The following is a 14,280-nucleotide window of genomic DNA, read 5'->3' as shown; positions in this document are numbered from 1 at the left end:
GGCGCGTTCGTGAACGCGCGCCTGCGCTGCGTCAACACACGCGGCGGGCGCGACGTTGCCATTCCCGAACCGGCGGGTGGCCGCTGGAACGAGGAGAAGATCATGGCGATGCGTCCTTTGATGGTGGCGGCGGCGATGGGTCTGGCGACGATGGCGGGCGTGCATGCGACGCCGGCGCAGGCGCGCGCGTACGTCGATGTGGATGTGCGGGTGGCGCCGCCGGCGCCGCGTTACGAGCGGGTGCGGGTGCGGCCGGGCTATGTGTGGACGCCGGGCTACTGGAGCTGGAACGGGCGCCGTCACGTCTGGATCGGCGGCAGTTATGTGGTCGCGCGGCCGGGCTATGCCTATGTCGGTCCGCGCTGGGTGTCGTACGGGCCGGCGTGGCGTTTCCATGCGGGGCGCTGGGTGCGGCGCTGAGCCGCGGCGGGATCTTGCAGCGACCGCAAAGCTGAAAGCCTTTCGATTTTTGCCGGAACCACGGTCGGGTAGATTCGAGGCCGTCGCCGCAACGGCGGCGGGGTAGTTCCGATGCGGCGGCTCCCCTGCGCGACGCGCCTCGATCCGGGCGCGTCGCGCACTGTCCGCCGTGCCGCGTCCTGCGGCCCGGTTCTAACGCGGCACCGTATCCGCGCGTCGAACCTGCGTTCCCTGCGTTGCCGCGCCTGCTTGCGCTGCGTCCTTGCCGCGCCGCTGCGCGACGCCCCGCGTCCCTGCCCGCCGCCTGCGCGGCGTCCGCTTCCCTGCCCTGCGCCGCCTCCCTGCGGCGCCGTCCGCTTACCGCTTCGCCAGCCCGTGCGCGATCTTGGCGCGGCGCTCGGCGATGCCGGACTCGGAACGATGCAGATCGAAACCGCTCTTGGCGCTGGCGCGGCCGAGAATGCGCGCCAGCGTCGCCGCCAAGGTCGCGCGGTCTTCGTCGAAGCCGCCGTGCGAGGTCGCGAACGCGGCGTGCGGCGAGCCTTCGGCCTGACCTGAAGTCGGCGATTGCACCCAGTCGATCAGGCCGCGGTCGAGCAGTTCGCGCAATTCGGCCGAGCCCTGTTCGGCGCCCCGGTCGAGGAACTTCGCCATGCCCAGCAGCGGCGTGCCGTTGCGCAAACGTCGGTTGATCCAGCTGCGCGGCTGTTGTTCGAACGCGTGCGCGACCAGGTACAGCAGCGACTTGTGATAGATGCTGGCGCAGTGGTCGTCGTTCTCGGCCTTGTCGGTCAGGGTGAACAAGGCCATGCGCTTGATCTTGCCGCTGCGCAGCGCCGGCGCGTAGGTGTCGAGGAACAGTTCGACGGTGATCGCCGGCGCCCACAGGTTGACGCTTTCGATCGTCATGCCCAGCCCTTGCATGCCGACCGCGGGGCCGCTGGGGACGATGCCGTCGGCGGTCAGCAGCTGCACCAGCGGCGCCAGCAGGATCGAGCCGGCGCTGTGGCCGGTGAGGTGCAGTTCGACCTGCTTGTCGCGCGCCTTCCATTCGTGCAGCAAGCGCGCGACCAGCGCCGCGCCGCCGGCTTCCTGCGCCTGTCCGTTGGCGGCCACGGTGCGCGCGGTGGTCGCGAGCTGGCCGTTCTCCTTCATCTCGTCCCACAGCAGCTTGCCGCCGGCGACCCGCGCCAGCGGTTCCAAGGTGTCGTCGAGGCGGTCGAGCAACAGGTTCTTGGCGCTGTCGACGATGCCTTCGCTGCGCGGCTTGGCGACGTCGCGCAGGATGTTGCCGAGCGTGGTCCAGGCGTCGGTCTTCCAGACGAACGACAGCGGATAGATCTGCTGTTCCAGCAGCGCGTTGCGGTAATCGGCGACGCGCTGGATCGCGGCCTGTTCCGCCACCAGGCCGCCGTGGGCGTACAGCAGTACGCGCTTTTTCGCCCACTTCGCGGTGATCCGCGGCAGGTCGTTGCGGATCAGGTTGCGCACGTCGTCGAGCGTGGTGCCGAAGCGGCCGTCGTCGCGCAGCGCGCCGTTGTTGCCGAGGCTGACGATGTGCGGGCGCAGGTCGGCCTGCGAATAGCCGGTGGACTGGCGCGCCAGGCTGGAATGGCTGACCGCGCTGGACTGCGCGCTGTGCAGCCGCACCGGCACCGCCAGCCGCGCGACCCACACGTCGGTGCCGCGTTCCAGCCACTCGTCGTAGCTGACGTAGCCGTAGCCGCCGCGGCCCCAGGTCTTGCCCCAGGAGTTCTGGATCCAGAACCCGCCTTCGTCGTAACCGACGATGGCGAAGGCGTGGTAGCCGGCGATGTCCTGCTGGGTCCAGGCGATGACGCCGCGGCGCGGATCGTCCCAACCGTCGTGCACGGCGGCGGAGGCGTACAGCACGCCGACTTCGGCGAAGGCCGCGTGCATCGCCACCAGGTCCTTGTGGTTGACCCGGAAGTACGCGCCCAGCGGCCGCTGCGCGGCGTCGCGCGCGCGCTGCTCGGTGTAGGTCTCCAGGCGCTGGCCGGGCCGGTACGGCCACACCGTTTCGGCGCAGACGCCGTGGTGGTGCCAGCCTTTCATCGCGCCGCGGCAGCTGGAACCGGAATAGTCCTCGCCGCGCCATTCGTCGTAGCGCCGCGCCATGTCGTAGAACATGCGCGTGCTGACCGGCCGCAGCGCCGCGCGCGGGTTGCGCTTGCGCAGCAGGGCGTGGGCGACGGTGGCCAGGCCGAACGCGGTGCAGGCGCCTTCGTCGCCCTGGTCGAGGATCGGCAGGCGCAGCTTGAGGTGCTCGCTCAGCGGCTTGTGCGCGGGCACGTCGACCAGGGTCGGTTCGAACATGCGGTCGCGGAAGTCCGCGGTGTCGGGGCGGGCGTCGAGCAGGCGCGTGTTGAGCTTGCGCACGCCGGCCTTGGCGCGGGCGGCGGCGGATGTGGATGTGGATGCGGCTCGGGCCGGCTTGCGCGCGGCGGCGGTCCTTGCGGTGGCCATGGGGGAACGGCGTCCTGAATGGGGCGAGTGCGAATACGGGCAAGAGCAGGTGCATCCGGGGAAACGCCGCCGCGCGGCCGGCCCGGACACAACGCTTGCGCCATTATCGTGTTCGACGGACATAACCGTTGCGAGTCGGGCGCGCTTGCCCGCCGCCGCCGACGCGCCGCGGCGAATTTTGGATCGAGCCAAACAACAAGCCCGGCAAACCCGCGCCGCGAGCGCTCGGGTATACGCCGCGCCAGTACGCCGGGCATACCTAGCCGTATTGCCCGATTGCTTTAGACTAGCGGCCCTGCGCCGGCCGACGTTCCGCCGCCGCACAGGCGATTTCTACTCATTTCAACGACTTAACCCACAGCCAGGCGAAACCGCGCTCGCATCAGCGCCGCGCAACCCGCCCGGTTCGGAGCACCCGATGATTTTCGAAACCCTCGACACCTTCGGCCATGAGCAGGTCGTGTTCTGCCATAACAAGGACGCCGGCCTGAAGGCCATCATCGCGATTCACAACACCGTGCTCGGCCCGGCCCTGGGTGGCCTGCGGATGTGGCCGTACAAGACCGAGCAGGACGCGCTCAACGACGTGCTGCGCCTGAGCCGCGGCATGACCTACAAGAACGCGGTCGCCGGCCTCAACATCGGCGGCGGCAAGGCGGTCATCATCGGCGACCCGTCCGCCGACAAGTCCGAAGCGCTGTTCCGCGCGTTCGGCAAGTTCGTCGATTCGCTGGGCGGCCGCTACATCACCGCCGAAGACGTCGGCATCGACGTCAACGATATGGAATACGTCTACCGCGAGACCGAGTACGTCACCGGCGTGCACCAGGTCCACGGCGGTTCGGGCGACCCGTCGCCGTTCACCGCCTACGGCACCCTGCAGGGCCTGATGGCGTCGTTGAACAAGCGCTTCGGCGACGAGGAAGTCGGCAAGTACAGCTACGCCGTGCAGGGCCTGGGCCATGTCGGCATGGAATTCGTCAAGCTGCTCAAGGAGCGCGGCGCGAAGATCTTCGTCACCGACATCAACAAGGGCCTGGTCGACAAGGCCGTGTCCGAGTACGGCGCCGAAGCGGTCGGCCTGGACGAGATCTACGACGTCAACGCCGACGTGTACTCGCCGTGCGCGCTCGGCGGCACCGTCAACGAGCAGACCCTGCCGCGCCTGAAGGCCAAGATCATCTGCGGCGCCGCCAACAACCAGCTGGCCAACAACGCCATCGGCGACGAAGTGGCCAAGCGCGGCATCCTGTACGCGCCGGACTACGCCGTGAACGCCGGCGGCGTGATGAACGTGGCGCTGGAACTCGACGGCTACAACCGCGAGCGCGCCATGCGCATGATGCGCACGATCTACCACAACCTCGGCCGCATCTTCGAGATCGCCGAGCGCGACAGCATCCCGACCTACACCGCCGCCGACCGTCTGGCGGAGGAGCGCATCAGCGCGATCGGCAAGCTCAAGCTGCCGCTCGGACGCTCCAACCCGAGCTTCCGCGGACGCATCCGCAGCGGCCACTGAAGCACACTTCGACGGGGCCAACGGCCCCGTCGTCGTATTCGCGGTAGGGTTTTGCGTGCGTTTCTGCGTTTAGCAGGACGCACGCGTTATGCAACATCCCCCTCATAGCGTCGCCAGCCCCTGGAGCCAAGCCATGCGTTCGTCCGCTTTCGCTGTGCCTGCCGTTGCTGCGCTGTCCATCGCCCTCGCCTGCGCCGCCGGCGCCAGCGAGCCGGCCAAGCCGGCGGCCGCCGCCGGCCATCACGAGGTCTACGACTACGATCACCAGGAAGCCTGGCAGGCGCTGCACGACAAGTCGCAGTCGCCGATCGACATCGTCAGCGCCGGCGCCACCGCCGCCGATCCCGGCGAGCCGCGCGCGATCGAGTTCAGCCACACCCACGGCGCGGTCGACAAGGTCGAGGACAACGGCCACGCGGTCCAGGTCGACACCCACGCCACCGAGGCGATCATCCGCGGCCGCCATTTCAAGCTGGCCCAGTTCCACTTCCACGCCCAGAGCGAGCACACCCTCGACGGCAAGCACTTCCCGCTCGAAGGCCACTTCGTGTTCAAGGCCCAGGACGGCCGGCTGGCGGTGGTCGGGGTGATGTATGAACAGGGCGCGGCCAATCCGGTGGCGCAGGACGTGCTCGACGATCTCAAGCCCGGCAAGGCCAAGCCGGCCCAGCAGGAGATCGATATCGAGGGGCTGATTCCGAAATCGCACGGCTACTACCACTACCTGGGCTCGCTCACGACCCCGCCGCTGACGGAAAATGTCGAGTGGTACGTGATGCCGGCGCCGGTCACCATGTCGAAGCGGCAGATCGACGGCTTCCTTTCCCACTACCGCCGCAACAACCGCAACATCCAACCGCTCAATGGGCGGCCGCTGATTCGTTACGAGGGCTGATATGCGTAGTTTTCCCCTGGGTGAAGAGATCGACGCGCTGCGCGATGCCGTGCGCCGTTTCGCCGAAGCCGAAATCGCTCCGCGCGCGGAGCGCATCGACCACGACAACGCGTTCCCGCAGGACCTGTGGCCCAAGCTCGGCGAGATGGGTCTGCTCGGCATGACCGTGCCGGGTGAGTTCGGCGGCAGCGAGATGGGCTATCTGGCCCATCTGGTCGCGATGGAGGAGATTTCGCGCGCCTCCGGTTCGGTCGGTCTCTCCTACGGCGCGCATTCCAACCTGTGCGTGTCCAATCTTTACGCCAACGGCAATCAGGCCCAGCGCGCCAAGTACCTGCCCAAGCTGTGCAGCGGCGAATGGAAGGGCGCGCTGGCGATGAGCGAGCCGGGCGCCGGTTCCGACGTGGTCGGCTCGATGAGCTGCCGCGCCGAGCTGCGCGACGGCGTGTGGGTCGCCAACGGCAACAAGATGTGGATCACCAACGGCCCCGAGGCGGACGTGTTGCTGGTCTACATGCGCACGGCCGGCAAGTCCGCGGGCAGCAAGTGCATGACCGCGTTCATCGTCGAAAAGGGCATGAAGGGCTTCAGCACCGCGCAGAAGCTCGACAAGCTCGGCATGCGCGGCTCCAACACCTGCGAGCTGGTGTTCGAGGACTGCGAGATCCCGGCCGAGAACGTGGTCGGCGAGGTCAACCAGGGCGTCAAGGTGCTGATGAGCGGCCTCAACACCGAGCGCCTGGTGCTGACCGGCGGCCCGCTCGGGCTGATGCAGGCGGCGATGGACATCGCCCTGCCCTACGTGCGCGAGCGCAAGCAGTTCGACGCGGCGATCGGCACCTTCGGCCTGATGCAGGGCAAGATCGCCGACATGTACACCTCGCTGCAGTCCAGCCGCGCGTTCGCCTATCAGGTCGCGCGCGATTTCGATTCGGGCTACAAGAGCCGCGTCGACGCCGCCTCGTGCCTGCTGCACGCCTCCGACGCCGCGGTCGAGGTGGCGCTGGAAGCGATCCAGACCCTCGGCGGCAACGGCTACATCAACGAGTTCGCGACCGGCCGGATCCTGCGCGACGCCAAGCTGTACGCGATCGGTGCGGGCACCAATGAGATCCGGCGCATGCTGATCGGGCGCGAGCTGTTCGACGGCAAGAGCTGAGCGGGCCGCGGGTTCGCAAAAACAAACGCCGCCGTGGCAACACGGCGGCGTTTTCGTACATGGCCTACCTGTAGGAGCGGCGCAAGCCGCGACCGCGAAACCTCAACCGCAACGAACGCCAACGCGGCCCGTATCCTCGCACCCCAGGCCCGCGCCGGACGGCGCGGCTTCGCGGTCGCGGCTCGCGCCGCTCCTACAGGTAGCAGCCGAACCCACGCTCAGAACGGCACCGACCAACTCGCGAACGCGCGCGGATACTGCCGGCCGAACTCATAACGATTGTCGAAGTCCAGGCCGAACACGCCGGCGCGGGCGAAGCGCGCATTGAAGCTCACGCCCAGCACGCCGGCCTCGCGCGCGAACGCGTCGCCGACGATCGGCGACCACACTTCCATCCCGGTGAAACGCGCATCGATGTAACGGCCCGACTGCGCCAGCGTGCGTTGCCATTCGGCGCGGCCGCTGAGGCTCAGGCGCGCCGCGCCGAGCCGCCATTGCCGCTCCAGCCGCGCGCCGGCGAGGAACTGGGTCGCGCTGAGGGTCGAATCGCCGGCGCTGAGGCCGAACCCGGCCGCGCCGGCTTCCTCGAAACCGCCGCGTTCCAGACGCAGGGTCTGCGCGCCGACGTACGGCGTCAGCACGCCCTCGCCGATGCGCAGGTGCTGGCCGGCCTGCACGTTCAAGCTCAGATAGCGCTCGCCGTAATCGCTGCCGGTGCCGAACTGGGCCGCGCCGAGCTGCACTTCGCGTTGCAGATACCGATCCATGTGGCCGAACGCCGCGCGCCCGAGCAGGTAGCGGTCGTCGCGGTTCCAGGCGGCGTAGAACTGGCCTTCGACCTGACGGTTGCGCTCGCGGTCGCGGCGCTGCGCGCTGTAGGCGTAGCCATCGGTCTGGCTCAGCGCCGCGCCGACGCTCCACTCGCCCAAACGCTGGTCGTGGCCGACGATCCAGCCCGACGCGTCGAGGTCGAAGCGCCCGGCCATCGCCCGGCGCGCGTCGAGCCTGTCGCTCCACGCGCCGAAGCGGGTGCCGTCGAGGTATTGCGCGTCCAGGCGCGATTCCAGCGCGCGCCGGTTGCCTTCGATCGCCATCAATGCGAACGCCGCGTCGGCGCTGTGCAACTCGCCCGACAGGCTCGCCAGCGACTGCTGCGCCGCCTGCGCGCTGGCCGAACGCTGCAAGGCGCCGGCGGCGCCTTCGAACGCGGCCGCCCCGCCCGGCGCGGTCACCGCCGCGCCGTTGCCGAGGCGGTTCAAGGCCGCGTCCACGCGCGCGGCCGAAGCCACGTCGGCCGCCTGCATGCCCAGCGATTGCGCGGTGGCGCTGATGTTCAGCGCGCTGATGTCGAGCCAGGCCTGGGTGCTGCTGTAGCCCAGCGTCGCGGTCAGGAACACGCCGGACGCGCTCGACAGGCTGTCGAACTGGCCGCTGATGCTGCCGGCGTTGAGGAACACCTCGCGACTGGAGCGCACATACCCCTGCAACTGGCCGAGCACGAACGCATTGCCGGCCAGCGCGGCGTTGCCGCCGACGTCGAGCTTGCCGCCGATGAAGAACTGCAACTGGCCGGCCGCCGACTGCGCGTAGTCGCCGTCGATGCGCAGGCCCGCGTTTTCGACCCGCACCGCGCCCTGGTTGTCGACCCGGTTGGCGACCTTGGCGCCGTTGCCGGCGGAGAACACCGCGCCGCTGCGCACGGTCACCGGCGAGGCGAGGCTGCCGCCGTCGATCAGGCGCAAGGTGCCGCCGGCGACGTCGGTGGGGCCGGTGTAGGTATGCGCGGCGGCGCTGTCCAGGCGCAGCGTGCCGCTGCCGTCCTTGGTCAGGCCGCCGGCGCCGGTCAGCGGGTTGCTCCAGGTCGAGCTGCCGTCGAAGGCGACGCGCACGTTGCCGAAGTCGAGCCGGTGCAGGCCGCGCACCGCCGCGCCGACGTCGAGCAGGCCCTGGCCGAACACCGGGTCGACGCCCGATGCGCCGAGGTCCTTGGCGTTGCCGAGCAGCGCCTGCCGGACCAGATCGTTGTTGAAGTACGGGAACGCCTGCCACACCAGCGCCGCCGCGCCCGACACCTGCGGCGCGGCGAACGAGGTGCCGCGCACCACCCAGTAGCTGGGATTGCCGACCGCGTCGGTGACGCCGGTGGCCTGCACGTCGCCGGGCGCGACCAGACAGTAGTTCATGGCGATGCCGCAGGCGTTGGAATAGCTCGCCAGCCGGGTCGGGTTGAGCGAGTCCAGCGCGGCCGCGGCGATCCAGCCGCGCTCGAGCACGTCGGCGCCGGCGCCCTGGCTCGGCAGCGAAGCGTTGTCGGACGGCTGCGCCTTGGATTCGTTGCCGGTCGCGAACACCACCAGCCCGCCGTTGTCGATGAAGGGCTTGTACGCGTCGATGAAGCTGCGGGTGACGTTGTCGCCGGTCCAGTACAGCCCGCCCCAGGAGTTGTTCATGATCCGCACGCCGGCGTTCATGAGGTCGCGGCTGACGATGTCGAGGCCGCCGTTGCCGGTGGCCTGGTTGCCCATGCCCGAGCCGTCGTCGCTGGGCCGGGTGTCGGCGAGGATGCGTGCGGAGACGATGGTCGCGCCCGGCGCGATGCCGCCCGGCCAGGCGCCGACCGGGGTGCCGGCGATGATCTGCGAAACGTAGGTGCCGTGGCCGAGCACGTCGTCGACGCGGTGGTTGTTGCTGCGCGGGTCGGTGTAGATCAGCATCGGCCCGACCCGGCCGTTGAGCGCGGGATGGTCGCGGCGCACGCCGCTGTCGACGACGCCGATGCGCACGCCGGCCCCGGTCAGCCCCAACGCCTGCGCCGAGCGCGCGTTGGTCAGATCCAGGTGCGCGCCGATCGGCGGCGGCGGCGTGGTCGGCGGATTGGTCGGCGTGTTCGGATTGCCGGGCGGCGGGTCCTGGCGCACGTTGCCGCCGCCTCCGCCGCCGCCGCAGGCGGTCAGCACCGCCGCCGCGAGCGCGCACAACGCCCAACGCGTCTTGCGCCGCACTGCCGGTTCGAATCGTTTCATGGCTCACCCCGAGCTGCTCTGGATCAGGAAGACGCGGCCGCTCCCGCAGCGGCCGGCCGCGACGGGCCGCAGCGCGCGGCACCGGCGTTTTTCAATCCGAACCCGCTCGTTTTAATGCAAACACCGGCGGCCGACAAACGAATCGGGCGGCGGCGAAGCAAAAGCGCGAGAAGTCCGGGGACGGCGCTTGGGCGCATCGCTTTACCGCGGCCGGAGAGGACACGCGAGCGTGGCCGAGGATCTGCGGGAGGGACTTCAGTCCCGACGCTTTCCCGGCCCGGTCGCCGCGATCCGAAACCGGAGCGTCGGGACTGAAGCCCCTTCCACAATCAGATCACCGCGACATGAGACACCGGCGCCGGCGCTGAAACCCCTTCCACAGGCCGGCGCCGAATTCAGTCGCGGGCCGGGCTTGTCGTCGGATTTGTTGGTTTTTCGTTATCCGCGGCATCCCCTTTCCCCCTGCCCGAACGGACATTTGCGGCACCGCAACACGGCGCCGCATAATCGGCGGGTTCCGGTCCCCGGCCCCGTCCGGCGCCGGCCCCCACAGCCACAGATTTCCGGAGTTCCGCCATGAGCGATGTCGTCATCGTCGGTGCCAAGCGCACCGCCATCGGTTCCTTCCTCGGCCAGTTCACCGGCGTCCCGACCCCGACCCTGGGCAGCGCCGCGATCGCCGGCGCGCTGGAACAGGCCGGCGTGGCCGCCGACCAGGTCGACGAAGTCATCATGGGCTGCGTGCTCCCGGCCGGCCTCGGCCAGGCCCCGGCGCGCCAGGCCGCGCTCGGCGCCGGCCTGCCGACCTCGGCCGGCTGCACCACCATCAACAAGGTCTGCGGCTCGGGCATGAAGGCGATCATGCTCGCCCACGACCTGATCCAGGCCGGCTCGGCCAAGGTCGTCGTCGCCGGCGGCATGGAGTCGATGACCAACGCCCCGCACCTGCTCAACAACTCGCGCACCGGCATCCGCTACGGCAGCGCTGAGTTCCTCGACCACATGGCCTGGGACGGCCTGACCAACCCGTACGACGGCAAGGCGATGGGCGTGTTCGGCGACGCCGCCTGCGCCAAGTACGGCTACGATCGCGCCGCCATCGACGCGTATTCGGAAGAGAGCGTCAAGCGCGCCCAGGCCGCGCAGTCGGCCGGCCACTTCAAGGATGAAATCGTTTCCGTGACGGTCAAGGGCCGCAAGGGCGACGTCGTCGTCGACGCCGACGAGGAGCCGGCCAAGATCGACGTCAGCAAGATTCCGACCCTGCGTCCTGCGTTCGGCAAGGACGGCGTGCTGACCGCCGCGGCCTCGTCGAAGATTTCCGACGGCGCCGCCGCGGCCGCGCTGATGAGCGCGCAGGAAGCCGCCGCGCGCGGGCTCAAGCCGCTGGCGCGCATCGTCGCCCACGCCGGCCACGCGCAGGCCCCGGAATGGTTCACCACCGCGCCGGTGAAAGCGATTTCAAACGTGCTCGAAAAGGCCGGCTGGAAGGTCGAAGACGTCGATCTGTTCGAGATCAACGAGGCGTTTTCGGTGGTCGCGATGGCGCCGATGACCGAGCTCGGCATCGCCCACGACAAGCTCAACGTGCACGGCGGCGCGGTCGCGCTGGGCCACCCGATCGGCGCCAGCGGCGCGCGCCTGGTGGTCACGCTGATCAACGCCCTGCGCATTCGCGGCGGCAAGCGCGGCGTCGCCTCGCTGTGCATCGGCGGCGGCGAAGCCACGGCGATCGCTATCGAATTGCTGTAAAAAGTTAAAAACGCGTTGCACAAAAAAAACCCGGCATGCCGCTTGACACACGTCACCGGCTTGTCATCATGTTATCGGCGCGCTTTTGCGCGTTGCCTAACTAAACGACGAGGAAACCGAATCATGAATTTCAACAAGGCGCTGATCGCCCTGGCTCTGGGTCTGGCCCTGGCCGCTTGCTCGAACCAGAAGCAGGCTGAAAATGCTTCCGCCGACGCTGCTGCCGCTTCGACCGAAGCCCAGGCCGCCGCCGACACCGCCGCCGCCGCTGGCGACGCCGCCACCGCCGACGCCGCCGCTGCTTCGGCCGACGCCGCTGCCACCGCCGCCGACGCCGCCGCCACCTCGGCCGACGCCGCTGCCAACGCCGCGACCCCGGCCGCTGCCGACGCTGCTGCCGACGCCGCCGCTGGCGCCGCCGACGCTGCCAAGGACGCCGCTGGCGCCGCCAAGGACGCTGCCGCTCCGGCGGAAGCTGCCAAGGAAGAAGCGAAGAAGTAATATCGCGCAAGCGATACTGCTAGTTCCGACGCGGGATCCGCGTCGAACGGGAAAGCCGCCGGTTCTCCGGCGGCTTTTTCCGTAAGGTCAGTGAACGATCGAAGCCGGCTTGCCGGACCGCTGCGAGCACTGGCGTTGCCTGACAGATCCAAACAGCTCCATTTCTCAGACAACTCCTCAGGAGACAGCTCATGAAGACCCATCTCTACGTCCTGCTCGCCGCCGCCGTTCTGGCCCTGTCGGCTTGCGCCCAGAAGACCGAAGAAGCCAAGGACGCCGCTGCCGAAGCCTCGGCCGCCGCCGAGCAGGCCGGTGCCGACGCCGCCAAGGCCGCTGATTCGGCCGGCGCCGCCGCCGCCGCTGGCGCCGAAGCCGCCGGCGCTGCCGCGTCCGACGCCGCCGCCGCTGCCGCTGCCGGCGCCAACGACGCCGCCGCCGCTGCGGGCGACGCCGCCGCCAAGGCCGGCGACGCTGCCGCCGCCGCGACCGACGCCGCCGCTGCCGGCGCCGCCGACGCTGCTTCCAAGGCCGCCAACGCGACCGCCGACGCTGCGCAGAAGGTCGCCGACAAGGCCGACGCCGCTGCCGCCGAAGCCAAGAAGGAAGAAGCCAAGCACTAATCGGCTTGCGCTCTCGTTCGCTGAAAGGCCCGCCTGGTGCGGGCCTTTCTTTTTTGCGCCAGCGCTCGTTGCGGCAGCGCGCTTGCGGCAGAGGCGGCCTGCGACGCAGCGGCCCGAGCCGCTCACACAAACCAAGCGCGCATGTCGCATTCCGTGCGCATACGCCGGCGTTTGCCGCCGCGACGCCCGCCGAAGCCATTGGCCGGCGCAGGCGCTTTATGTTTTGATGCCGCGTCTCCCGCTTCCGGCCGTTCCCGCAATGCCCGCGATCACTTCCCAGCTCGACCCGCGCTCGCAGGACTTCCGCGACAACGTCGCCTACCACCGCGCCCTGGTCGAAGAACTGGATGCGCGTCTGGCGCGCGCCGCCCACGGCGGCGGCGACAAGGCCCGCGCCAAGCACACCGAACGCGGCAAGCTGCTCGCGCGCGACCGCATCGCCGCCCTGCTCGACCCGGGTTCGCCGTTCCTGGAAATCGCGCCGCTCGCGGCCGAAGGCATGTACGACGACGCCGCGCCGGCCGCAGGCATGGTCGCCGGCATCGGCCGGGTGCAGGGGCTGGAAGTGGTCATCGTCGCCAACGACGCCACCGTCAAGGGCGGCACCTATTTCCCGATGACGGTGAAGAAGCATCTGCGCGCGCAGGAGATCGCGCGCGAGAACCGCCTGCCCTGCGTCTACCTGGTCGACTCCGGCGGCGCGTTCCTGCCGCTGCAGGACGAGGTGTTTCCGGACAAGGAACACTTCGGCCGGATCTTCTACAACCAGGCGCGGCTCAGCGCCGAGAACATCCCGCAGGTCGCGGTGGTCATGGGCAGTTGCACCGCCGGCGGCGCCTACGTGCCGGCGATGTGCGACGAGTCGGTCATCGTCAAGGAACAAGGCACGATCTTCCTCGGCGGCCCGCCGCTGGTGAAGGCCGCGACCGGCGAAGTGGTCGACGCCGAAGCGCTCGGCGGCGCCGACGTGCACACCGCGGTGTCCGGCGTGGCCGACCATTTCGCCGAAGACGACCGCCACGCGCTGCAGATCGCGCGCGACATCGTCGCCACGTTCAACCGCAGCAAAACCCTGCCGGTGGCGACCCGGCCCGCGCGCGAGCCGCTGTACCCGGCCGACGAGCTGTACGGCATCGTGCCCAAGGACACGCGCAAGCCGTTCGACATCCGCGAAGCGATCGCGCGCATCGTCGACGGCAGCGAGCTGCAGGAATTCAAGGCGCGCTACGGCAAGACCCTGATCACCGGCTTCGCCCACCTGCACGGCTATCCGGTCGGCATCGTCGCCAACAACGGCATCCTGTTCGCCGAGAGCGCGCTCAAGGGCGCGCACTTCATCGAGCTGTGCAACCAGCGCGGCATCCCGCTGGTGTTCCTGCAGAACATCACCGGCTTCATGGTCGGCAAGAAGTACGAGAACGCCGGCATCGCCAAGGACGGGGCCAAGATGGTGACCGCGGTGGCGTGCTCGCACGTGCCCAAGTTCACCGTGGTCCTCGGCGGCAGCTTCGGCGCCGGCAACTACGCCATGTGCGGCCGCGCCTACGGCGCGCGCTTCCTGTGGATGTGGCCGAACGCGCGCATCAGCGTGATGGGCGGCGAGCAGGCCGCCTCGGTGCTGGCGACGGTGCGCCGCGACGGCATCGAGGCCGCCGGCAAGCAGTGGTCGGCCGAGGACGAGGACGGTTTCAAGGCGCCGATCCGCGAACAGTACGAACACCAGGGCAACCCCTACTACGCCACCGCGCGGCTGTGGGACGACGGCATCATCGATCCGGCCGACACCCGCCGGGTGCTCGGCCTGGGCCTGTCGGCCAGCCTCAACGCGCCGATCGAAGATCGCACCCGCTTCGGCGTGTTCCGCATGTAATCTGTGCGCTCCATCGCAATGGACTGTAGGT

At 69.5% G+C, this 14,280-nt stretch carries 10 protein-coding genes; 8 read left to right on the top strand and 2 right to left on the bottom strand.

The features are described 5' to 3' along the window. The first annotated feature begins 102 nt into the window (after nt 1-102). Nucleotides 103-420 carry a YXWGXW repeat-containing protein gene (locus JHW38_RS01285; protein ID WP_207524237.1) on the top strand — a complete coding sequence of 106 codons (318 nt, stop codon included), beginning with the start codon at nt 103-105 and terminating at the stop codon, nt 418-420. Between the two features lie 357 nt (nt 421-777). On the opposite strand, the gene JHW38_RS01280 is transcribed toward JHW38_RS01285, so the two are convergent. Next, complete coding sequence (locus tag JHW38_RS01280; RefSeq protein WP_207524236.1) at nt 778-2,907, bottom strand: C1 family peptidase; 2,130 nt, start codon at nt 2,905-2,907, stop codon at nt 778-780. Nucleotides 2,908-3,325: 418 nt separating this feature from the next. Here JHW38_RS01280 and JHW38_RS01275 point away from each other — a divergent pair, with 418 nt between their 5' ends. The 3 genes from JHW38_RS01275 to JHW38_RS01265 all read left to right on the top strand — a co-directional run bounded on the left by JHW38_RS01275 (nt 3,326) and on the right by JHW38_RS01265 (nt 6,483). Continuing rightward, nucleotides 3,326-4,429, top strand: a complete 1,104-nt coding sequence (locus tag JHW38_RS01275; protein WP_207524235.1) for a Glu/Leu/Phe/Val dehydrogenase — start codon at nt 3,326-3,328, stop codon at nt 4,427-4,429. 133 nt (nt 4,430-4,562) lie between these two features. After that, on the top strand, nt 4,563-5,324 hold the full coding sequence (locus tag JHW38_RS01270) for a carbonic anhydrase (RefSeq protein WP_207524234.1): 762 nt from the start codon (nt 4,563-4,565) through the stop codon (nt 5,322-5,324). Nucleotide 5,325: 1 nt separating this feature from the next. Further along, nucleotides 5,326-6,483, top strand: a complete 1,158-nt coding sequence (locus JHW38_RS01265) for an isovaleryl-CoA dehydrogenase (RefSeq protein ID WP_207524233.1) — start codon at nt 5,326-5,328, stop codon at nt 6,481-6,483. A gap of 218 nt (nt 6,484-6,701) precedes the next feature. Here the strand turns inward: JHW38_RS01265 and JHW38_RS01260 are convergent, their stop codons facing one another. Beyond that, on the bottom strand, nt 6,702-9,506 hold the full coding sequence (locus JHW38_RS01260) for an autotransporter serine protease (protein WP_207524232.1): 2,805 nt from the start codon (nt 9,504-9,506) through the stop codon (nt 6,702-6,704). 576 nt (nt 9,507-10,082) lie between these two features. On the opposite strand from JHW38_RS01260, the gene JHW38_RS01255 reads away from it, so the two are divergent. From JHW38_RS01255 to JHW38_RS01240, 4 genes are all read left to right on the top strand, one after another. Next, on the top strand, nt 10,083-11,258 hold the full coding sequence (locus JHW38_RS01255; protein ID WP_207524231.1) for a thiolase family protein: 1,176 nt from the start codon (nt 10,083-10,085) through the stop codon (nt 11,256-11,258). A 123-nt stretch (nt 11,259-11,381) separates the two neighbouring features. Further along, a complete protein-coding gene (locus tag JHW38_RS01250) occupies nt 11,382-11,759 on the top strand; it encodes a hypothetical protein (protein ID WP_207524230.1) in 378 nt (125 codons plus the stop codon). Nucleotides 11,760-11,950: 191 nt separating this feature from the next. Continuing rightward, entirely contained in the window at nt 11,951-12,379 is a 429-nt protein-coding gene (locus JHW38_RS01245) for a hypothetical protein (protein WP_207524229.1), read from the top strand. A gap of 259 nt (nt 12,380-12,638) precedes the next feature. Then, nucleotides 12,639-14,249, top strand: a complete 1,611-nt coding sequence (locus JHW38_RS01240) for a carboxyl transferase domain-containing protein (RefSeq protein ID WP_207524228.1) — start codon at nt 12,639-12,641, stop codon at nt 14,247-14,249. Nucleotides 14,250-14,280 lie beyond the last annotated feature (31 nt).

Origin of the sequence: Lysobacter enzymogenes, assembly GCF_017355525.1 — a bacterium.
In the GTDB taxonomy this organism is placed as follows: domain Bacteria; phylum Pseudomonadota; class Gammaproteobacteria; order Xanthomonadales; family Xanthomonadaceae; genus Lysobacter; species Lysobacter enzymogenes_C.
This window is presented reverse-complemented; position numbering and strand designations above follow the sequence as displayed.